Here is a 20,011-nt window from a genome sequence, read left to right on the forward strand (position 1 = left end):
ACCCCCTCAGACCAAGAACAGCACGATTGTCGCGGCGATGACCAGGTCGACCACACCGCACCACTCCGACCACCAGCGCGGCGCCACCCGGTCGGCGCGGTGGTGCGCGAAGTCCCACACGGCGTGGAGGCCCCAGCCCGCCGCCACGACCCACAGCGACCACTCGACGTTCGCCGCGAGCACGGCCAGCGCCAGGTAGAGCGCGAACCCGGCCACCTGCACCGCGAGCATCCGCCGATCCGCGAACTGCCCGCGCACCACGCCGAAGAACAGGTAGGCCGACGGCAGGAGCAGCAACGTCCACGGCTCGGGGGCGCTCGGGCTCTGCCAGTTGTCCCCCACCATCGCCAGCGCGATCCACGTCGGCGCGCGGTGCGCGAGCACCCGGACCAGCGGATGCGCCGTCCCGGAGTGGTGCCGCGAGTACTCCTCCCGATGGGCGAGCATCGCGAACGCCATGGCGGGCAGCATCAGCACGTGCCCGCCCATCACCACGTGCTCGCCGGGCAGGAAACCCAGCCAGTGCGGCACGAGCAGCACCAGGTAGGGCAGGTACATCGCCGCGGCCATCTCCACGACCCTGGCCCACCCGTGGCCGCGGTGGAGCATCCAGACGGTCATCGCGACCGTCATGCCGGTCGCGGCGACGAACGCCGCCACGTCCGGCCGCTGCGGCGTGCCGACGAGCTGGTCGGCCAGCGCCATCCCGACGAGCATCGCCACGACCATCTCGGCGGCGTGGCGGAAGAAGTGGCGCCACCGCGCCTCGGTTCCGATCACTGAAGTACTCATGCCACGAGCGTCGGTCCGGCGCCGCGCAAGTTCTATCCGCACCTGTCACGACTCGGCCATGCGTTCCGCACGGGTCACCCATGCACTTACTGCATATCAGGATATGGCCAGAAACGCTTTTTCTAACCGTGAATGCGTTAACGAAGAATGTAACGCGATATCAAAAGTGATCCGCGTCACACCATTGATCCGAGATGGCTTCGCGCGCGTGTAGGGGCCGTCACACACGCGCCGCCATGAGCCGACAAGGAATCTCATGAAGAGGACGCTCACAGCGATCGCGGTCGGGATGACCGTCTTCGCCATCACCCCCGCGACCGCCGACGCAGCACCGGGCCGCTCCAGCGTGATCCTGATCGACAAGAAGGACTTCGCAGGTGACGCGGTCGCCGAGGGCCTAGCCGGCAGGGGCTGCCACAACGTGTCGCAGGACAACATGGCCACCTCGGTCATGCCCTACGGCAAGGTCACCCTCTGGGAGAACCGGAACTGCAAGGGCCGCAAGCTCGTACTCAAGGGTAACGTCGCGGATCTCGGCGAATTCAAGTTCGACAACACGACGTCGTCCGTGTCGTTCAGCTGATAGCCGTGAATGTGATCCGGACCACTCCGTTGATCCGGATCGCATTCCAGCCCGTGTCTCCAATGACCGACAAGCTCCCCACGGATTATCAGCGAGGTTTACTCATGAAGAAGACGCTTGCCGCCATCGCCATTGGTATGACCGCTTTCGCCTTCGTTTCCGGAACCGCTGCCGCAGCTCCGAAGAGCACCAGCGTGATCCTGATCGACGAGGCGAACTTCGCTGGTGACGCCGTCGCCGAGGGCCTGGCGGGCAAGGGCTGCCAGAACGTCTCGCAGGACGACATGGCGACCTCGCTCGAGCTCTTCGGCGGCCCGATCACGCTGTGGTCCGAGCGCAACTGCAAGGGCGAGAAGCTGGTCGTGACCGGTGACGTCGCCGACCTCGGCGAGTTCGGCTTCGACAACAAGACGTCGTCCATCTTCATGGGCTGACGTCTCTCTGACGGAGATGGCGCGGCAGACGTGCCGCGTCATCTCCCCTTGTTCAGCCCCAGCACGTCCAGAGCGGTCTGCAGGTCGTGCGCGACCAGCGCCCGCACCCCGTCCGGCAGCGGACCCGCGTCCGGCGGCACCAGCGCCTTCTTGAACCCCAGGCGCACGGCTTCGGCCAGCCGCCGCCCCACGCCGTTGACCCGCCGGATCTCCCCCGCGAGCCCCACCTCGCCCAGCACCACCAGGTCCGCGGGCAGCGCGATCTCCCGCTCGGCCGACGCCACCGCGAGCACCACGGCCAGGTCCGCGGCGGGCTCGATCAGCCGCATGCCGCCGACCGTCGCGGTGAACACGTCCTTCTGGAACAGGTTGACCTTGCCGCGCTTCTCCAGCACCGCGAGCGCCATGGCGATGCGCGCCGAGTCGAGCCCGCTCACCGCGCGCCGAGGCGCGGGCAGGCTGGTCTTCGCCACGAGCGCCTGCACCTCACCCAGCATCGGCCGCTTGCCCTCGACGATCACCGTCACCGCCGTGCCCTCCACGGCCTTCTCCCGGCGCGTCAGGAACAGGCCGGAGGGGTCGGGGACGCCCACGATGCCGTCGTCGCGCAGCTCGAAGCAGCCGACCTCGTCCGCGGCGCCGTAGCGGTTCTTGATCCCCCGCAGCAGCCGCAGGCTGGAGTGCCGGTCGCCCTCGAACTGCAGCACCACGTCCACCAGGTGCTCCAGCACGCGCGGACCCGCGACCGAGCCGTCCTTCGTCACGTGCCCGACCAGGACGATCGGCAGCCCGCGCTCCTTCGCCAGCGCGATCAGTCCCGATGCGACGGACCGCACCTGAGTCACGCCACCGGGCGTGCCGTCGACGCTCAGCGTGGACATGGTCTGGATCGAGTCGACGATCACCATGCTCGGCTTCACCGCGTCGACCTGGCCCAGCAACGACGACAGCTCGCTCTCCGCCGCCAGGTACATCTCGTCGTGCAGGTTGCCCGTGCGCTCGGCCCTCAGCCGCACCTGACCGGCCGACTCCTCGCCCGTGACGTAGAGGCAGCGGCCCATCGTCGACGCCCAGCGGTGCGCGACCTCCAGCAGCAGGGTCGACTTGCCGACACCCGGCTCACCCGCGAGCAGCACGACGGCGCCCGGCACGAGGCCGCCGCCGAGCACCCGGTCCAGCTCGTCGACGCCGGTCGGGTTCGCGCGAGCCGACTCGATGTCGACCTCGCCGATCGGCCGCGCCACCGAGCTGGGCGCACCCGCCAGCACCCGTGCCGCGGGCGCCACGCCGCGTTCCTCGACGCTGCCCCACGCCTGGCACTCCGGGCAGCGGCCGAGCCACTTCGCCACCTCGTGCCCGCACTCCGCACACCGGAAGATCGGCCGCGCCGCATTCTTCGCCACGCCGCGAACGTTAGGGCACAGGTCTGACACTCCCGGCCCCGAACAGCCGGAAGGGCCGCGACTCGGACTGAGTCGCGGCCCTTCCGGAACAGCTGCGGACTAGTGGCCGCCCTCGTGGCCCTCGCTGACGCGGGCCTCGCTGGACGGCGCGACCGGCACGTCCAGGGTGAGCGGGCCGGCCTTCTCGAACAGGAAGGTGACCTTGATGGTCTGACCGGCCACGACGTCCTGCACGAGGCCCTTCAGCACGATCTTGATCTTGCCGACGGGCAGGTCCGACGCGGCCTTCGACGAGGACGTCGTCGGCTTCACCGAGCTCGAACCCGACGCGGAGCCGGAGGGCGAGCCGGTGGACGACGGCGCCACCGAGGAGGAACCCGGCGTGCTCGTGCCGGTCACGCTCGGCGTCGAGGAGCTGGTCCCGTGCGCCGATGACGACGAGTGCGCGGCCGACGAAGAGGTCGGGTGCGGCGTGCTGGACCCGGTCGAGTGCTCCGCACCCTCGGCGTCCGCGCGCAGCGCGAACTGGCCGGGCAGGTCGGCGACGCCCTCGATCTCCGCGTCACCGGTGGCGAACGGGCTGCTGATGGACAGCAGCTTGTCCGGGGTGGCGCCCGAGTTCGCGATCACGAGGATCACCGGGGCGTCCTCACCCGCCTGGTAGCGGTTGCCTTCGTGCGGGTAGGCGAGCATCGCGTTGCGCACGCCGAGCGAGCCGACATCGCCGCTCGCACCGTCGACCGCGGCGACCTGCGTGTCGGTCTGGGTGACCTGACCGGCGCTGCAGCCTGCCGCGAAGAGACCGAGACCAGCGGCCAGGGCCGCCGTCGCGACCAACCGGCGAGAGACCTTTGAGTTCACGGCTCCAGCGTCCTTCCTAGGGAACAACCACCAGGCAAGGAGCCTAACCGGGGCCCTCGAACGGCATGGCACGTGGTGCCAGTCGATCTTTGCTGCCCCGTACGTTGCACGCGAACGGGCGGTTTGTCAACCCCCCACATGGCCCTGACCAGCACTTACGGATCATCGCTCGGTCATCGGGGGATTGCCGGACGTGTTAGGATGGAGTCAGCGAAAGGGGCAGAGGACACATGGTTTTCAAGGTCGGAGAGACCGTCGTCTACCCGCACCACGGTGCCGCTCTCATCGAAGCAATCGAGACCCGTGTGATCAAGGGCGAGGAGAAGAAGTACCTCGTCCTCAAGGTCGCGCAGGGAGATCTCACCGTTCGAGTTCCCGCTGACAACGCCGAGATCGTCGGCGTGCGTGACGTTGTCGGCCAGGAGGGTCTCGACCGGGTTTTCGAGGTCTTGCGTGCTCCCCACACCGAGGAGCCGACCAACTGGTCTCGGCGGTACAAGGCCAACCTTGAGAAGCTCGCGTCGGGCGATGTGAACAAGGTTGCGGAAGTGGTGCGCGATCTCTGGCGGCGCGAGAAGGATCGTGGCTTGTCCGCCGGCGAAAAGCGAATGCTCGCGAAGGCACGGCAGATACTGGTGAGCGAACTGGCGCTGGCCGAGGGCACCGACGAGGACAAGGCGGAGGTCCTCCTCGACGAAGTCCTCGCTACCGCCTCCTGACACAGCCCGAAACCTCCACTCGGAAACCGCGAACATGAGTGTGGTCGCGCTCGTGCCCGCGGCAGGACGGGGCGAACGCCTGGGTTACGGGATGCCCAAGGCGCTCGTTCCAGTCAACGGACAGCCTTTGCTGGCTCGTGCCGTACGTGGCCTGTTCGCGTCAGGTTGCGTGCATCACGTCGTCATCGCGGCACCTCCGTCCGATGTGGACGCAGTGAACACCGTCACCGCCTCGCTGGCTCCGGTCGGCGGGGCGGTGCACGTGCTTCCGGGGGGCGCCGAGCGCACGGACTCCGTCCGCCTCGCGCTCGAGTTCGCGCTCGCCGAGATCCCTGACACCCGCGTCGTGCTCGTCCACGACGCCGCGCGCGCCTTCACCCCGCCCGAGGTCGTCAAGACCGTCGTCGACGCGGTGCTGAGCGGCGCGGACGCCGTCATCCCGGTGCTCCCGGTCGCGGACACCATCAAGCAGGTCGACCAGGCCGGTGTCGTCGTCGCCACACCCGATCGGGCGGTCTTGCGCATCGTGCAGACCCCGCAGGGTTTCGACGCGAAAGTGCTGGCCAGCGCATACCGCTCCGGTGTGACCGCCACGGACGACGCCGCGCTCGTCGAGCTGCTGGGCGTCCCGGTGACCACGGTGCCCGGACACCCGCACGCCATGAAGATCACCACGCCGTTCGACCTCGCGGTCGCCGAAGCGGTGCTGACAGGAGGAAACGCGTGAGGATCGGCCAGGGTGTCGACGTCCACCCGATCGAGCCCGGCCGCGAGTGCTGGATGGCCGGCCTGCTCTGGGAGGGCGTCGACGGTTGCGCCGGTCACTCGGACGGCGACGTCGCGGCGCACGCCCTCTGTGACGCACTCCTCTCCGCTGCAGGCCTCGGCGACCTGGGAGCGATCTTCGGAACATCCGATCCGCGCTGGTCAGGAGCCCACGGCACGGAGTTCCTCGCCGAGGCGCGACGGCTCGTCGAAGAGGCCGGATACCGTGTGGGGAACGCCACAGTCCAGGTGATCTGCAACGCCCCGCGCATCGGCAAGCGCCGCCAGGAAGCCGAGGAAGCGCTGTCCAAGGCCGTCGGCGGCCCGGTGTCGGTGTCCGGGACGACCAGTGACGGTCTCGGCCTCACCGGCCGGGGAGAGGGCGTCGCGGCCATCGCGTCGGCACTGCTGATCTCCGTAACCTGAGCGGCATGGTGCTCAGTGAGACACATCGCGATCTGCTCGACGGCAAGAACTTCGCGACCATCGCGACCCTGAACCCGGACGGCAGCCCGCACACCTCGGTGGTGTGGGTGAAGCGCGACGGCGACGACGTCCTCGTGTCCACCGTGATGGGGCGCAAGAAGGACCGGAACCTGCGCAAGGACCCGCGGGTCAGCATCAACGTGGTCGACCACGCGAACCCGTACCGCTACACCGAGTTCCGCGGCGAGGTCACCCTCTCGCTCGAGGGCGGCGACGAGCTGATCAACGAGCTGGCGCACAAGTACGTCGGCACGGACTACCAGGGCGACATCGGCACGGACAACGTGCGCGTGGTCGTCCGCCTCCGCCCGAGCAAGATCACCGGCGCCTCCTAGGGCAGCTGGATGCTGGCGGTGCCGCCGTCGAGGTCGACCCGGCTGCGCGGCGGTGCGCCGTCCTCCTCGTCGTCGCGCATCATCAGCTCGGCCTTGCGGTGCTCGAGCTCATCGGCCTTGCCCGCCTCGAACGTGGCGCCGAGCTGCTCGAACCCGACCGCGGACACCGGCGTGCCCCGGCGGCCGCGCACGACGAGCTCGATCACGGCCAGCACGACCAGCAGGCACACCAGACCCGGCAGCGACATCGCCCAGAACCAGCCCATGCAGTGACAACTCCGGAAGTGGGCGAATGGTGCCCGCTGCCGGAGTTCGTCGACCAGCGGACCAAGTGGTCCAGACCAGGTAGCGTGGCAGGCATGACCATCCGCGCCGCGCTCTTCGACTTCTCCGGCACGTTGTTCCGGATGGAACACCCCGAGATCACCGAGCTGGGTGACGTGCTGCGGGCCGCGACGGCCCCCAGCGACCCGGCGCTGGCCGAGGCGTGGGAGCGCCGCGACCTCGACGCCGACCAGCACCGGTACGTGTTCCTCACGCTGCTGCGCCAGGCCGGGCTCCCCGACCCGGACGGCTTCTACGAGCGCATGTGCGGCACCGAGTTCTGGGTGCCGTACCCGGACACCGCCGCGGCGCTGGAGCTGCTGGCGGACGTCCCGGTCGCGGTGGTCAGCAACATGGGCTTCGACATCCGGCCCGCTCTCGACGCGCACGGCCTCAGCCAATACGTCGACGAGGTCGTGCTGTCGTTCGAGGAGGGCGTGATCAAGCCCGACCCGAAGATCTTCAAGATCGCGTGCGAACGGCTCGGCGTCGACCCGGCCGAGACGGTCATGGTCGGCGACAGCGAGGAAGCCGACGGCGGCGCGCGGGCGATCGGGTGTCAGTTCGCTCTGGTCGAGCCGCTCCCGACTGGTGACCGCGCAGAATCACTCCTGGCGGTCGCCCGTACCATCTCTGTGTGAGCCTCCACATCTACGACACCGCGAGCCGGAGCATGCGGGAGTTCCACCCGCAGGTCAACGGGACGGCGTCGATCTACGTGTGCGGGGCGACCGTGCAGGGCATCCCGCACATCGGGCACGTCCGCAGCGGCCTGAACTTCGACGTGCTGCGCCGCTGGCTGGCGCGCGACGGCGCCGACGTGACGCTGGTCCGCAACGTCACGGACATCGACGACAAGATCCTCAGCAAGGCCGCCGAGCACGACCGGCCGTGGTGGGAGTGGGCGTACACGCACGAGCGCGCCTTCGAGGACGCCTACGAGGCGCTCGGCTGCCTGCCGCCGTCGTACGCGCCGCGCGCCACCGGGCACGTGACGCAGATGGTCGAGCTGATGCAGCGGCTGATCGACAAGGGGCACGCGTACGCCGTGGACGGCGACGTGTACTTCTCCGTGTCGTCGTTCCCCGAGTACGGCGCGCTGTCCCGGCAGAAGGTCGCGGACGTGCAGCAGGGCGAGACGGACGTGCGCGGCAAGCGCGACGCGCGTGACTTCACGCTGTGGAAGTCGGCGAAGCCCGGCGAGCCGTCGTGGCCCACGCCGTGGGGCGACGGGCGTCCCGGCTGGCACCTCGAGTGCTCGGCGATGGCGACGAGCTACCTGGGCCACACGTTCGACATCCACGGCGGCGGCATCGACCTGATCTTCCCGCACCACGAGAACGAACAGGCCCAGTCCCGCGCGGCGGGCGACGGGTTCTCGAACTACTGGATGCACAACGCGTGGGTCACGCTCAGCGGCGAGAAGATGTCGAAGTCGCTGGGCAACACGGTGTCCATCCCCGAGATGCTGAAGCGCGTGCGCGCGGCCGAGCTGCGCTACTACCTCGTCGGCCCGCACTACCGGTCGATGATCGAGTACTCCGAGGAGGCGCTGCAGGAGGCGGTGACGGCGTACCGCCGCATCGAGTCGTTCCTGCGCCGCGCCGCGGAGCGCACCGGGCCGGTGAAGCTCGGTGGCGAGATGTGCCCGGACTTCGTCACCGCGATGGACAACGACCTCGGCACGCCGCAGGCGCTGGCCGCGCTGCACAACAAGGTGCGCGAAGGCAACACGGGGCTGGCCGACGGTGCCGACCAGGTCGTGCGCGAAGCGGCCGAGTGCGTGCGCCGGATGGCGGATGTGTTGGGCGTGGATCCGTTGTCGGACAAGTGGAACGACACTTCCACCGCCGACACGGGCACGCGCCAGGCGTTGACCGCGCTGGTCGAGCGAGTGCTCGCGGACCGGCAGCAGGCGCGCAAGGAGAAGGACTTCGCTCGGTCGGACGCGCTGCGCGACCAGCTGATCGAAGCAGGGATCGCCGTCGAGGACACCCCCGACGGTCCACAGTGGACGTTGAGGGAAGACTGAGCTCGTGGCTGGCAACTCCAAGCGCAAGGGCGCGATGCGCAATCCGGGCTCGAAGAAGGGCGCGGTCGTCGGCTCCGGCGGGCAGAAGTCCAAGGGCCTGCAGGGCAAGGGCCCGACGCCGAAGGCGGCCGAACGCCCGAACCACCCCGCGTACAAGCGCGCGAAGGCGGCGGCGAAGCAGGACGCCGTCAGGCAGACGCGGCGCAAGTCGGCGGGCAAGGAGCCGGAGACCGTCGCCGGCCGCAACCCGGTCGTCGAGTGCCTGCGCGCGGGCACGCCCGCGACGGCGCTGTACGTCGCGCTCGGCATCGAGGCGGACGACCGCGTGGCCGAGGCCGTGCGCCTGGCCGCGGACCGGGGCATCTCGGTGCTCGAGGTGACCCGCAACGAGCTGGACCGCATCACCGGCGGCGCACTGCACCAGGGCCTCGGCCTGCAGGTGCCGCCGTTCGAGTACGACACACCGGACCAGCTGCTCGAGTTCGCGCTGCGGGCCGACGAGGCCCCGCTGCTGGTGGCGCTGGACGGGGTCACCGACCCGCGCAACCTCGGCGCGGTCGTGCGGTCCGCCGCCGCGTTCGGCGCGCAGGGCGTGCTGCTCCCGCAGCGGCGCAGCGCGTCCGTGACGGCCGTGGCGTGGCGGACCTCCGCGGGCACCGCGGCGAAGCTGCCGATCGCGATCGCCACGAACCTGACGCGGACGCTGAAGGACTGGGCGTCCGAGGGCCTGATGATCGTGGGCCTCGACGCCGACGGTGACGTGGACGTCGACGGCCTCGACCTGGCGACCGGCCCGCTCGTGGTCGTCGTCGGCTCCGAGGGGCGCGGGCTGTCGCGGCTGGTCAAGGAGAGCTGCGACCAGACCGTCTCCATCCCGATGGCGCCCGGTGTCGAGTCGCTCAACGCCTCCGTGGCGGCCGGCGTGGTGCTGGCCGAGGTGGCGCGCAGGCGGCGCGTCGAAGCTCGCGGCTGATTCTCCGCGGTTCCCCTGGTGCGCGGGCACGCTGTCGCAAGCGTCCCCGCCCAGGGGATCCCCTGATGTCCATTCTCCCGCGAAGCACCGACAATTCGGCGCCCCCAGCTTGATCAACGGCCCGTTCACGCCACGTCTGTGGCACCTCCCAGGCGCGGGGTGAGACAGCGAATGTGACGTAGGCCGATCGGCCCTCCGCCGCCAGCACCAATCGCTAATCTCTGCAGGCGATGTCGTTCACCTCACCGCTGTTCCTCTGGTTCTTCATGCCAGCCGTGCTGGCGGCCGTCCTGGTCGCCCCACGGCTCTGGCGCAACGGTGTCGTGGCCGTGGCGAGCCTGCTGTTCTACGCCACGGGTGCGGGCGCGACGACGTTGCTGCTGCTGGCGTGCATGGTGGTGAACTACCTCGCGGGCCCGCGGCTCGAGGTCGGCGCGACGCCGGACAAGCAGCGCAGGCAGTTGCTGATCGGCGTCATCGCGGTGGACCTGTCGGTGCTGGCGATCTGGAAGTACGCGGGCTTCGCGACGGAGCAGTTCGCGAACATCGCGAAGGTCGTCGGCGCGGACCTGCCGGTGGTGCACCTGGCGCTGCCGATCGGCATCTCGTTCTACACGTTCCACCACATCTCGTACGTGGTGGACATCTACCGCGGCGAGCGCCACGCGGCGCGCAACCCGGTCTCGTTCGTCACCTACATCGCGATGTTCCCGCAGCTCGTCGCGGGCCCGATCGTGCGGTACCGGGAGATCGCGGACCAGCTGCCGCAGCAGCGCGAGAACCGGCTCGACGACATCGCCGCGGGATTCCCGCGGTTCGCGCTCGGCATGTGCAAGAAAGTGATCATCGCCGACTCGCTGGCCCCGCTGGCCGACGCGTGCTTCGCGACGCCCGGTGACCAGATGACGTTCGGCATCGCGTGGCTCGGCGCGATCACGTACACGCTTCAGCTGTACTTCGACTTCTCCGGTTACTCGGACATGGCCATCGGGCTCGGGCGCATGCTCGGATTCCGTCTCCCGGAAAACTTCGCGCGCCCCTATTCCTCGGTCACCATCACCGAGTTCTGGCGGCGCTGGCACATGTCGCTGTCGCGCTGGTTCCGCGACTACGTGTACATCCCGCTCGGCGGCAACCGGCGCGGAGTGCGCACGACGTATCGCAACCTCGGAATCGTCTTCGTGCTCACCGGTTTCTGGCACGGCGCGAACTGGACGTTCCTCGTGTGGGGTCTTTACCACGGTGCGCTGCTCGTGCTCGAACGCCGATTCGGCTGGGACGTCGCTCCGGACGACAAGCGCAGGATGATCACGCGCCGGGTCGCGACGATGCTGCTGGTGCTCGTCGGCTGGGTGTTCTTCCGCGCGCCGGACCTCGGCCGCGCGTTCACGATGCTCGGGCACATGCTGGTCCCGGACTTCACGGGCCTGTCAGAGGCCGTGTCGGTCGCGGCGACGAACCAGCGCGTCGTGTTGCTGCTGGTGGCAATGGTGATCGTGGTGTTGCCGGCGGAACCGGTGACCGGACCGTTCCTGGAGGCTTCTCGGACGCGCGCGGCGAACGCATTGCGAATAACATTCATGACTGCCGGAGTCGCCTACTCGGCGATCTTGGTCGCGGCTGGAACGTTCAGCCCCTTCCTCTACTACCAGTTCTGAGAATTCGCTACCATTCCTCCTCGCATCGCAAACTGATCGCAAGAAAAGGAAGCGGATGCGAGGGCCCAGTTGGTAGACCCGTCTCAGTGGACTGATCCACTTGGCCCAACAGGTGACATCCCAACGGAGGTAGCCGTCACCCAGAGTGACTCAGGGGGCTCCGACCAGGGGTAAATCTCGTCAACTGTCAAGATTTAACCCTCAACTTTTCGCTATTGTAACTACCTTGAGTAATTGACCTGCTCCGTTCAGGTACACACTGTGGTAGGACAGACGCTGAACGATCCGGCAGCTTCTACCGTTGCTATCCGAGAAATAGTTACTTCGGGCGGGGGTAACGTGACTCATCGCAGAGCGAGCTCCCACGGTGCCCTTCGCGGGCTGCTCGTGCTGCGCGAGTTCCGTGGGATGTGGATCGCGTCGACCGTGTCCACGGCCGGCGACTCGCTCGCGACCGTCGCGTTGTCACTCCTCGTGTACGACCGCACGAAATCGCCCGCGTGGACCGCTGCCGTCTACGCGATGACAATGCTCCCGACGCTTGTTTCCGGCCCGATGCTGGCCTGGCTCGCGGACCGTTTCCCGAGGCGCGCGGTGATGGTGATCTGCGCGTGGCTCCAAGCGGCGCTCGTCGCGCTGATGGCGATTCCGCAGGTACCGCTCGCGGTGATGATCGTGCTGCTGGTGCTCGTGCAGATGATCGCGTCGCCGTTCCTCGCCGCGCAGGAGGCGACCCTCCCGTCGGCGCTGCCGAAGGAGCGCTACAACGACGGCGTCGCGTTGTTCGGGTCGTCGGTCGACGTCGCTCAGATGGTCGGGCTCGCGGGCGCGGGCTTCATCGTGGCCGCCATGGGCCCTCAGGCCGCGCTGGCCGTCGACGCCGCGACGTTCGTGCTCGTCGCCATCCTCATCCAGTTCTCGGTCGTCCACCGCCCCGCCGCGGACCCGCTGGCGCGTGCGCCGCGCCGCAAGGGCATCGGTGTCGGCGACGAGCCCAAGCCGAAGCGCAACACCCTCAACCTGATCTTCAGCACGCCGACGCTGCGCAGCGTTCTCGGACTGCGGCTGCTCGCCGGGTTCGCGATGGTGCCCGCGGGCCTCGCGGTGCCGCTGGCGGTCGAGCTGGGCGCGCCGTGGTCGGCGGGTCTGATCCTCGCCCTCGAGCCCGCGACGAACGTCGTCGGCGTGGCGCTGCTCTACCGGTTCGTGCGGGACGATCGCGCGCGGGACCGGCTCATCGGCCCGCTGGCCATCCTGTCATTGGTTCCGCTTATCGGTTTCGCGAGCGATCCGAATCTCGTATGGACTGTCGCGTTGCTCACGATCGCGGGTCTGGCTGGTGCTTTTCACACCCCCGCGCGCGCAGCATGGGGGCGCACCATGCCCGATGCGTACCGGGGCAGGGCGCACGGCATCGCACGCACCGCGCTCCGCGCCAGCCAGGGCGGTGGCATGGCGATCGGCGGGACCGTCGCGCAGGCGGTCGGCTCGATCACCCTCACCATCGCAGGTGCGGGCGCCGTGGGGGCACTGCTGGCCATTCGTGCGGCGAGTTCTTGGTCACGCGCGAACAACGAAGTGAGTGCGGACGTGACGCTGTGAAACAAGACACTCACCTGTAGCGATAACTGGGTAGGGACGCTCGCCGACGAAGGGAGAAGAGAAGGAACAACAAGATCACCACTCGCGGTCATCACGCATGACGGACCTACTTCCTGATCACCGGGGGGACTGAACAGGGGAACTAGGGGCAGGAGTTCACCACTCGCGGTCGTCACGCACGACGATCACCTCCTGCGGAGACGAGGCCAGATGAGCACGTACCAGGACCCCCGGAACAGTGTGACTGACCGAGGACCAAGGGGGCATATGTGAGTTCGAGTTTGACGGATGGGCGTCGAACCAGCACAACGATGTGGAAGCGATTCGGTGACTGGGAACTTTGGCGTTTGCCGAGGAAAGCCGTCGCCTATCTACTCACCGTAGAGCTTTCGCTACTCGTTGTGTTGGCCGTTGTGCTGACGAACTCTCCGCTGCCGTCAAAACTCGATCTGTTGCGCGCGGTGGGATTGTCGCTCGCAATGGTGGTCCATTTGGTCGCCGTCCGAAGGGCCGAAGAAAGTCGGCGTGACGCGGCACAGGGCCCGCACATCATGCTGACGTCGGTCTGGACGTTCGCGGCTGTCGTCGCGCTGCCCGCGACCCTCACGGTCGCCCAGATACTGCTCCTCCGCCTCATCACCCTGCAGATCGCCCGCCGATCGCCTCACCGCTACGTCTTCACGTCGGTGAGCATGCTGATCAGCGCGTTGGCCGGCGCGGGCGTGGTGTGGTGGGCGACGACGTGGCCGCACGCGCACCACGACTGGTACACCGACGTCACGTTCTTCGCGCTGATCGTGCTGGCCGGGGCCGTCTACGGCGCCCTGCAGGCCGTGCTGGTCGGTTTCGCGATGAAGCTGACGCTCCCCGAGCGCCCGTTCCTGTCCACGCTGGGCAGCCGCGCGGACAACCTGCTCGACCTCATCACGCTCGCCGGCGGCGCCATCATCGGCCTGCTGATGGTGATGCACTGGGCCGCGCCGCTGCTGGCCCTGCTCCCCATGATCGCGGTCAACCGGATGCTGGACGAGGCCAGGCAGCGCCAGGAGCACATGGAACGCCTGCTCCGCGAGCAGCGCCAGGCCCACCAGCAGCTCACGCAGGACGCGCACACCGACTTCCGCACCGGCCTGCTGAACACCAACGGCCTCGCCGAGTACGCGAACCGCGTCGTCGAGCGGTGCATGACCGACTCGCAGCCGGTGACGATCCTGGTCATCGACCTGGACTTCTTCAAGCGCATCAACGACACGTGGGGCCACCCCGCTGGCAACGCCGTGCTCGCCGAGGTCGGCCGGATCCTGCGCGAGAAGCTCCGCCCCGGCGACGTGGCCGCCCGCGACGGCGGCGAGGAGTTCGTCGTCGCGCTGGCCGACACGGGCCTGGCGCAGGGCGTGGCGATCGCCGAGCGCATCCGCGAGGCCATCGGTGAGCTGGCCGTGCTGACCACGGACAAGCACCGCAACGTGGTCACCCTGTACGGCCGCGAGCTGACCGAGGTGGGCGAGCCGGACACCCGCGCCATCTCGTCGTCGATCGGCGTGGCCGTGATCCCGGACAACGGCGACAGCCTGGCCGCCGCCCAGCACAGCGCCGACGCGGCCCTCTACAAGGCCAAGGAGAACGGCCGCAACCAGGTCCGCGTCGCCGGCCTGGACATCCCGCCGCGGCTGCTCCCGGCCCCGCGCCACGACGAGATCACGAAGCCGATCAGCACCCGCACCGCCTAGGCCAGGGCCCGCCGGGCGTAGGCGCGGACGTCCGCGTCGGTGTCGGACAACGCCCCTTCCAGCGCCTCGGCGACCGCACGGGACGGCAGCCACCGCGGCAGCACCTGGACCGCCGCCTTGCGGACGTCCAGGTTCGGATCGGCCAGCGCGGTGATCACCGGCTCCGCCGAGTCGAGGGCTCGCACGGCCCCCACCCGGACCTCCCACGCCTCGTCGGACACGGCCGCGAGCGCCAGTGCGTGCAGGACCCGCGGGTGGTCGAGACGAGGCGCCGACGAGAGCGCGGCCGCCCGCACCAGCGGGTCCGGATCGGTCGCCAGCCGGGCGAGGACATCGGGATCGTCTATACCTCGGGCCACCAGAACGCGCAGCTCGCGCTCCGGATCGGTGGCCGCGGCGGCCAGCAGGGCGGTCTCGCGCAGCGACACCAAACCTCGGATCGCCGACGCCCGAGCAGCCGGATCCGGGTCCTCCAGCGCGGCCGCGTAGTCGGCGGCGCCACCCAGTCGCAACGCCCACAGCACCTCCAGCGCCACCGCGCGCGCCGGTGACGCGACCAGTGCGTCGCGCAGGGCGGGGCTCGGCGGCACCACCTCCACCAGCTCGCGCAGGCCCGCGGCGGCCGCGGCCCACACGAGCGGATCTTCCATCGCCCTGACCAGCGCGAACTCGAACCCGGACGGCACGGCCTCGGTCAGCACCGCGACCGCGGCTCGCCGCACGGCCGGATCGGGGTCGGTGAGGAACGGCTCCAGGTCGTTCAGCGCGGGCTGCGTGTCCACCAGCTCCAGCAGCGCGAGCAGCCGGGGCGACGAGACGGCCTCGGAGGGGCAGGAAGAGTCCACAGTGGACGAAGAGACCATGACCGACCGGCTGCCGAGGTACTCGAACGTCCCCGGCCGGTGCTCGACGCCGTCCACCGGCACCAGGTACGGGTTGACCGGCCGTTTCACGAACTCCATCTCGCCCGCGGCGTTCTTCCGCAGGTTGAGGTGGTGGAACCAGGTGTCGTCGTCACGGCCGGGCAGGTCGACGCGCGAGTGGTAGAGGCCCCAGCGCGACTCGGTGCGCATCAGCGACGCGTGCGCGGCCATCTCGGCGCAGTCGCGGATGAACGACACCTCCACGCACCGCATCAGCTCGTGCGGCGTCCTGGCCCCCATCGACGCGATCTCGTCGGACATCCGCGCGAACGTCTCCAGCGCGATCTCCAGCTTCGTCTCGGACTTCGGCGGTGCCACGTAGTCGTTCACGAACCGGCGCAGCTTGTACTCGACCTGCGGCTGCGGCGGCCCGTCCGGGTTGTCCAGGTGCCGGTAGATCAGCGAGCGGGCCTCGTCGACCTGGTCCTCCGGCAGCGCACCACCACGCACGAAATGCTCGGAAGCGTGCGCACCGGCCAGATCACCGAAGACGAACGCACCGATCATGTAGTTGTGCGGCACGCACGCGAGATCACCGGCCGCATAAAGGCCGGGCACCGTGGTGAGACCGTTCTCGTCGACCCACACACCCGACGCGGAATGGCCGCCGCACAAGCCGATCTCGGAAATGTGCATCTCGATGTCGTGCGTCCGGTAGTCGTGCCCGCGCCCGGCGTGAAAAGTTCCCCGAGTAGGGCGTTCCGTGGTGTGCAGAATTCCTTCCAGAGCGGAGATCGACTCCGTCGGCAAATGCGTCACCTTCAAATAGATCGGACCGCGCGCGGAAGCGATCTCGGAAGCCACCTCGGCCATCATCTGACCGGACCAGTAGTCGCAGTCGACGAAGCGCTCACCGAGGCTGTTCACCTGGTACGCGCCAAAGGGATTCCCCACGTACGCGCATGCCGGGCCGTTGTAGTCCTTGATCAGGGGATTGATCTGGAAGCACTCGATCCCGGACAGCTCGGCGCCCGCGTGATAGGCCATCGAGTAGCCGTCACCGGCGTTGGTCGGATTTTCATAAGTGCCATACAGATATCCGGAGGCGGGCAGGCCGAGCCGCCCGGACGGCCCGGTCGCCAGGATCACCGCACCCGCGGACACCGTCACGAACTCGCCGGTGCGCGTGTTGAACCCCGCCGCACCGACCGCGCGCCCGTCGGACACCAGCACCCGCACCGGCATCACGCGGTTCTCGATCCGGATGCGCTCGCGCATCGACCGCTCGCGCATCACCCGGTACAGCACCTTCTTGACGTCCTTGCCCTCCGGCATCGGCAGCACGTAGCTGCCGGACCGGTGCACCTGGCGCACGTGGTACTCGCCGAACGAGTCCTTCTCGAACTTCACGCCGTAGCGCTCGAGTCGTTGCACCATCTCGAAACCACGCGTCGCGGTCTGCATGACCGTGCGTTGATTGACGATGCCGTCGTTGGCGCGGGTGATCTCCGCGACGTAGTCCTCGGGTAGTGCTTTTCCCGGTATGACAGCGTTGTTGACGCCGTCCATGCCCATCGCCAGCGCGCCGGAGTGCCGCACGTGCGCCTTCTCCAGCAGCAGCACGGAACGCCCGTGCTCGGCGGCGGTGATCGCGGCCATCGACCCGGCCGTGCCACCGCCGATGACCAGGACGTCGCACTCGTAGTGGCTCACGCCAGCACCGCCTTCAGAATCGCGTCGCGATGCACGTCGACCTCGCCCGCGCCCAGCACGACCACCCGGTCGCCCAGCAGCACGGCCTCGTCGACGTCGTGCGTCACGAAGATCGTCGTCGTGCCGGTCTCGCGCAGCACATCGGACACCAGCTGCTGCATCGACGCGCGGGTCTGCGCGTCCAGCGCCCCGAACGGCTCGTCCATCAGCACCAGGGAAGGCTGCTGCGCCAGCGTCCGCGCGAGCTGCACGCGTTGCCGCATCCCGCCGGACAGCTCGCGCGGCAGATGTCCCTCGAACCCGGACAGGCCGACCCGGTCGAGCCACGCCAGCGCCGACGAGCGCCGCACGGCACGCGGAACCCCTTGCAGCGCAAGCGGAAGCTCGACGTTGCGCAGCGCGGTGCGCCACGGCAGCAGTCCGTCCTCCTGGAACACCAGCGCGCGTTCCCGCGACGTCCCGCGCACCGGGGCACCGTCGACCAGGATCTGCCCGGTGTACGGGACGAGCCCGGCCACCGCACGCAGCAACGTCGACTTGCCGCACCCGGACGGCCCGGCGACGACGAGCAGTTCTCCTTGCCGCACTTCCAAGGAGAGATCGGACAACACCGGCGAACGTCCGTAGCCGACGCCGAGACCGGAGATCACCACGCTCATGCGGAAGCCTCCCGAGGCAGCCACCGGGTCACCCGGCGGCCCAGCAGTTCCACCGCGGACGACGTCAGCCAGCCGAGCAGGCCGATCGTGATCATCCCGACGATCACGCCGGGGTAGTCGACGACCGTGTACGCCTGCCACGTCCGGTAACCCACACCGAACTGACCGGAGATCATCTCCGCGGAGATCACGCAGATCCACGCGACACCCATGCCGACGGACAGCCCGCCGAAGACACCGGGCAACGTGCCCGGCAGGACGACGCGGAGCAGCACCTGCCACCGGCTGCCGCCCATGGTGCGCAGCGCGTCCTCCCAGATGGTCGGCAGCGCGCGCACGGCGTGCCGCGTCGACACCAGGATCGGGAAGAACGCCGCGACGAACGTGATGAACACGATCCCCTGCTCGTCGGTCGGGAACAGCAGGATCGCGATCGGCACCAGTGCGATCGCCGGGATCGGCCGCACCACCTCCAGCGACGGCTGGAGCAGGTCGCCCAGCAACCTCGACCGCGCGATGACGACGCCGAACGTCACGCCGAGCACCGCGGCCAGCAGGAACCCGCTGGTGATGCGCAGCAGGCTGTTCCCGAGGTCCCGGTAGTAGTCGGCCCCGCCGACCTGCTCGCCGAACCGCTGCGCCACCTCGACCACGGTCGGCAGCTGCGAGAACCGCAGCCACACCTCGGCGTCGGTCGCCGTCAGCACCTGCCACAGCACCAGCCCCACCACCAGCGAGCCGATGCGCAGGACCCACCGGCCCGCCATCACTTCCCCGCCACCGCGAGCGCCTGCTCGAACGTCAGCACCGCACCCCGCTTCGCCGCCGCGGCCTCGGTCGTGAAGGGCAGCAGCTTCCCGCCGTCGTTCACCCAGAACACGTGCTCGGCGAACCACCGCGTGCCGATCTCGGCGTCCGGCACGTACCCGACGCGCGGCTTCTTGCCGGTCTGGTTGACCAGCTTCAGCAGCTCGGCCGGCGTCGCGACCGGGCGCGGCGCGGGCTCGCCGTCGAACCACACCTCGCTCGCGGTCGCCGGGTCACCGCCGATCTTCGCGGGGTTCGTGAGGTCTTCCGTGCTCTCGACGACGGCCTTCAGCGGCTGATCGTCGATGAACTTGTCGACGTCGAGCTCCTCGATGTTGCCGATCGACTTGAGGAACGGCACGTCGTCCTTCAACGCCTTGCGCAGCACGGACTTCAGGCTCAGGTCGAACGTCGCGATGCCGTTCGGTCCGTTGTAGAGGTAGACGACCTCGACGGGCAGGCTGGTCGCCTTCGCCACGATCTCCGCGGCCTCCAACGGCTTGGCGTGCAGGAACTTCGTCGCGTCGAGCTGGGCGCGCAGGAACTCGGCCAGCACCTCGGGCTGCTGCTTCGCGAACGGGTTGCGCACCACGACGCCGTGCAGCGTCGGCAGGTTCAACGCGGCACCGTCGTACAGCAGCTTCGCCTGCTTGGCGAACACCAGCTGGCCCGGCCACGCCACGAACTGCGACAGGGCGGCGACGTTGCCGGACTGCAGTGCCGAAGCGCCGACCGACGGCTGCTGGTTCTCCACGGTCACCTTCGTGTCGCCCAAGGCGCGCACCAGCGTGCCGTGGCCCGCGGACCCGACGCTGGCGGACACCTTCTGCCCGGCCAGGTCGGCCAGCGTGCGCGCGGTGGACGCGGGCGGCACGACGACCGAGTTCAGCGCGCCGCGCGGGTTGTAGCCGGTGACGGACACCATCCGGGTGCCCTCGTCGCCCTGCTTCTGCGTGCGAGAACCGTTGATGAGCAACGGGTAGTCGCCCATCGAGCCGATGTCGATCTTCCCGGCGATCATCTGCGCGGTGATCGGCGCGCCGGTGTCGTAGTCCTGCCAGGTGACCTCGTACCGCTTGCCGGTCTTCTTCCCGAGCTCCTTCAGGCGTTCCTCGAAGAAACCCTTGTCCCTCAACAGGGTTCCGGCGGTCACCGTGTTGATCGTCTTGGACTGGTAGCCGATGACGACGGGGACCGCGTCACCGGACGCCGAACCCGTGCCGCAGGCGGTGACGAGGAGAGCCGAAACCAGCAGCAGTCTGCGCATCGCTT

General features: G+C 68.9%; 20 protein-coding genes. 12 read left to right on the top strand and 8 right to left on the bottom strand.

The window, feature by feature from the left end; all coding sequences use genetic code 11:
• Positions 1–6: 6 nt before the first annotated feature.
• The gene (locus FKR81_RS16060; protein WP_146352706.1) at positions 7–792 is read right to left on the bottom strand and encodes a hypothetical protein; all 786 of its coding nucleotides are present in this window, start codon (positions 790–792) and stop codon (positions 7–9) included.
• Between the two features lie 256 nt (positions 793–1,048).
• Here FKR81_RS16060 and FKR81_RS16065 point away from each other — a divergent pair, with 256 nt between their 5' ends.
• Positions 1,049–1,375 carry a beta/gamma crystallin family protein gene (locus FKR81_RS16065; protein ID WP_146352709.1) on the top strand — a complete coding sequence of 109 codons (327 nt, stop codon included), beginning with the start codon at positions 1,049–1,051 and terminating at the stop codon, positions 1,373–1,375.
• Positions 1,376–1,479: 104 nt separating this feature from the next.
• Complete coding sequence (locus FKR81_RS16070; RefSeq protein ID WP_146352710.1) at positions 1,480–1,809, top strand: beta/gamma crystallin family protein; 330 nt, start codon at positions 1,480–1,482, stop codon at positions 1,807–1,809.
• 38 nt (positions 1,810–1,847) lie between these two features.
• Here FKR81_RS16070 and radA read toward each other — a convergent pair whose 3' ends face one another.
• Both radA and FKR81_RS16080 read right to left on the bottom strand, forming a co-directional pair.
• On the bottom strand, positions 1,848–3,212 hold the full coding sequence (radA, locus tag FKR81_RS16075; RefSeq protein WP_146352712.1) for a DNA repair protein RadA: 1,365 nt from the start codon (positions 3,210–3,212) through the stop codon (positions 1,848–1,850).
• Between the two features lie 99 nt (positions 3,213–3,311).
• The gene (locus FKR81_RS16080) at positions 3,312–4,073 is read right to left on the bottom strand and encodes a copper chaperone PCu(A)C (protein WP_146352714.1); all 762 of its coding nucleotides are present in this window, start codon (positions 4,071–4,073) and stop codon (positions 3,312–3,314) included.
• Positions 4,074–4,303: 230 nt separating this feature from the next.
• Here FKR81_RS16080 and FKR81_RS16085 point away from each other — a divergent pair, with 230 nt between their 5' ends.
• The 4 genes from FKR81_RS16085 to FKR81_RS16100 are packed head-to-tail and all read left to right on the top strand — an operon-like array spanning position 4,304 to position 6,378.
• Positions 4,304–4,792 carry a CarD family transcriptional regulator gene (locus FKR81_RS16085; RefSeq protein WP_065915127.1) on the top strand — a complete coding sequence of 163 codons (489 nt, stop codon included), beginning with the start codon at positions 4,304–4,306 and terminating at the stop codon, positions 4,790–4,792.
• A 34-nt stretch (positions 4,793–4,826) separates the two neighbouring features.
• Positions 4,827–5,519, top strand: coding sequence for a 2-C-methyl-D-erythritol 4-phosphate cytidylyltransferase (gene ispD / locus FKR81_RS16090; protein WP_146352716.1), 693 nt, complete (start codon positions 4,827–4,829; stop codon positions 5,517–5,519).
• The gene (ispF, locus tag FKR81_RS16095; protein WP_146352718.1) at positions 5,516–5,983 is read left to right on the top strand and encodes a 2-C-methyl-D-erythritol 2,4-cyclodiphosphate synthase; all 468 of its coding nucleotides are present in this window, start codon (positions 5,516–5,518) and stop codon (positions 5,981–5,983) included. The genes ispD and ispF overlap by 4 nt, the downstream gene beginning before the upstream one ends.
• A 5-nt stretch (positions 5,984–5,988) precedes the next feature.
• Positions 5,989–6,378 (top strand): PPOX class F420-dependent oxidoreductase, encoded by a 390-nt coding sequence (locus FKR81_RS16100; protein ID WP_146352720.1) that lies wholly within the window; start codon positions 5,989–5,991, stop codon positions 6,376–6,378.
• Here FKR81_RS16100 and FKR81_RS16105 read toward each other — a convergent pair.
• Positions 6,375–6,644, bottom strand: coding sequence for a DUF6191 domain-containing protein (locus FKR81_RS16105; RefSeq protein WP_146352722.1), 270 nt, complete (start codon positions 6,642–6,644; stop codon positions 6,375–6,377). The genes FKR81_RS16100 and FKR81_RS16105 overlap by 4 nt on opposite strands.
• Positions 6,645–6,737: 93 nt before the next feature.
• On the opposite strand from FKR81_RS16105, the gene FKR81_RS16110 reads away from it, so the two are divergent.
• The 6 genes from FKR81_RS16110 to FKR81_RS16135 all read left to right on the top strand — a co-directional run bounded on the left by FKR81_RS16110 (position 6,738) and on the right by FKR81_RS16135 (position 14,697).
• Entirely contained in the window at positions 6,738–7,343 is a 606-nt protein-coding gene (locus tag FKR81_RS16110; protein ID WP_146352724.1) for an HAD family hydrolase, read from the top strand.
• Complete coding sequence (gene cysS / locus FKR81_RS16115) at positions 7,340–8,734, top strand: cysteine--tRNA ligase (protein WP_146352726.1); 1,395 nt, start codon at positions 7,340–7,342, stop codon at positions 8,732–8,734. The genes FKR81_RS16110 and cysS overlap by 4 nt, the downstream gene beginning before the upstream one ends.
• Before the next feature lie 4 nt (positions 8,735–8,738).
• Positions 8,739–9,707, top strand: a complete 969-nt coding sequence (rlmB, locus tag FKR81_RS16120) for a 23S rRNA (guanosine(2251)-2'-O)-methyltransferase RlmB (protein ID WP_146352728.1) — start codon at positions 8,739–8,741, stop codon at positions 9,705–9,707.
• 230 nt (positions 9,708–9,937) lie between these two features.
• Entirely contained in the window at positions 9,938–11,365 is a 1,428-nt protein-coding gene (locus tag FKR81_RS16125) for an MBOAT family O-acyltransferase (protein WP_146352730.1), read from the top strand.
• Between the two features lie 339 nt (positions 11,366–11,704).
• On the top strand, positions 11,705–12,967 hold the full coding sequence (locus FKR81_RS16130) for an MFS transporter (protein ID WP_235921577.1): 1,263 nt from the start codon (positions 11,705–11,707) through the stop codon (positions 12,965–12,967).
• A gap of 482 nt (positions 12,968–13,449) precedes the next feature.
• Positions 13,450–14,697 carry a GGDEF domain-containing protein gene (locus tag FKR81_RS16135; protein WP_235921595.1) on the top strand — a complete coding sequence of 416 codons (1,248 nt, stop codon included), beginning with the start codon at positions 13,450–13,452 and terminating at the stop codon, positions 14,695–14,697.
• On the opposite strand, the gene FKR81_RS16140 is transcribed toward FKR81_RS16135, so the two are convergent.
• Genes FKR81_RS16140 through FKR81_RS16155 form a run of 4 tightly spaced genes read right to left on the bottom strand, consistent with a single transcriptional unit; the run spans position 14,694 to position 20,006 of the window.
• A complete protein-coding gene (locus FKR81_RS16140; protein ID WP_146352733.1) occupies positions 14,694–17,273 on the bottom strand; it encodes a fumarate reductase/succinate dehydrogenase flavoprotein subunit in 2,580 nt (859 codons plus the stop codon). The two genes, FKR81_RS16135 and FKR81_RS16140, sit on opposite strands and share 4 nt — an antisense overlap.
• Positions 17,270–17,932, bottom strand: coding sequence for an ABC transporter ATP-binding protein (locus FKR81_RS16145; RefSeq protein WP_146352735.1), 663 nt, complete (start codon positions 17,930–17,932; stop codon positions 17,270–17,272). The genes FKR81_RS16140 and FKR81_RS16145 overlap by 4 nt, the downstream gene beginning before the upstream one ends.
• Positions 17,929–18,699 carry an ABC transporter permease gene (locus tag FKR81_RS16150; protein ID WP_146352737.1) on the bottom strand — a complete coding sequence of 257 codons (771 nt, stop codon included), beginning with the start codon at positions 18,697–18,699 and terminating at the stop codon, positions 17,929–17,931. Before FKR81_RS16150 ends, FKR81_RS16145 begins: the two co-directional genes overlap by 4 nt.
• On the bottom strand, positions 18,699–20,006 hold the full coding sequence (locus tag FKR81_RS16155; RefSeq protein WP_146352739.1) for an ABC transporter substrate-binding protein: 1,308 nt from the start codon (positions 20,004–20,006) through the stop codon (positions 18,699–18,701). The genes FKR81_RS16150 and FKR81_RS16155 overlap by 1 nt, the downstream gene beginning before the upstream one ends.
• Positions 20,007–20,011 lie beyond the last annotated feature (5 nt).

Origin of the sequence: Lentzea tibetensis (assembly GCF_007845675.1) — a bacterium.
GTDB lineage: Bacteria > Actinomycetota > Actinomycetes > Mycobacteriales > Pseudonocardiaceae > Lentzea > Lentzea tibetensis.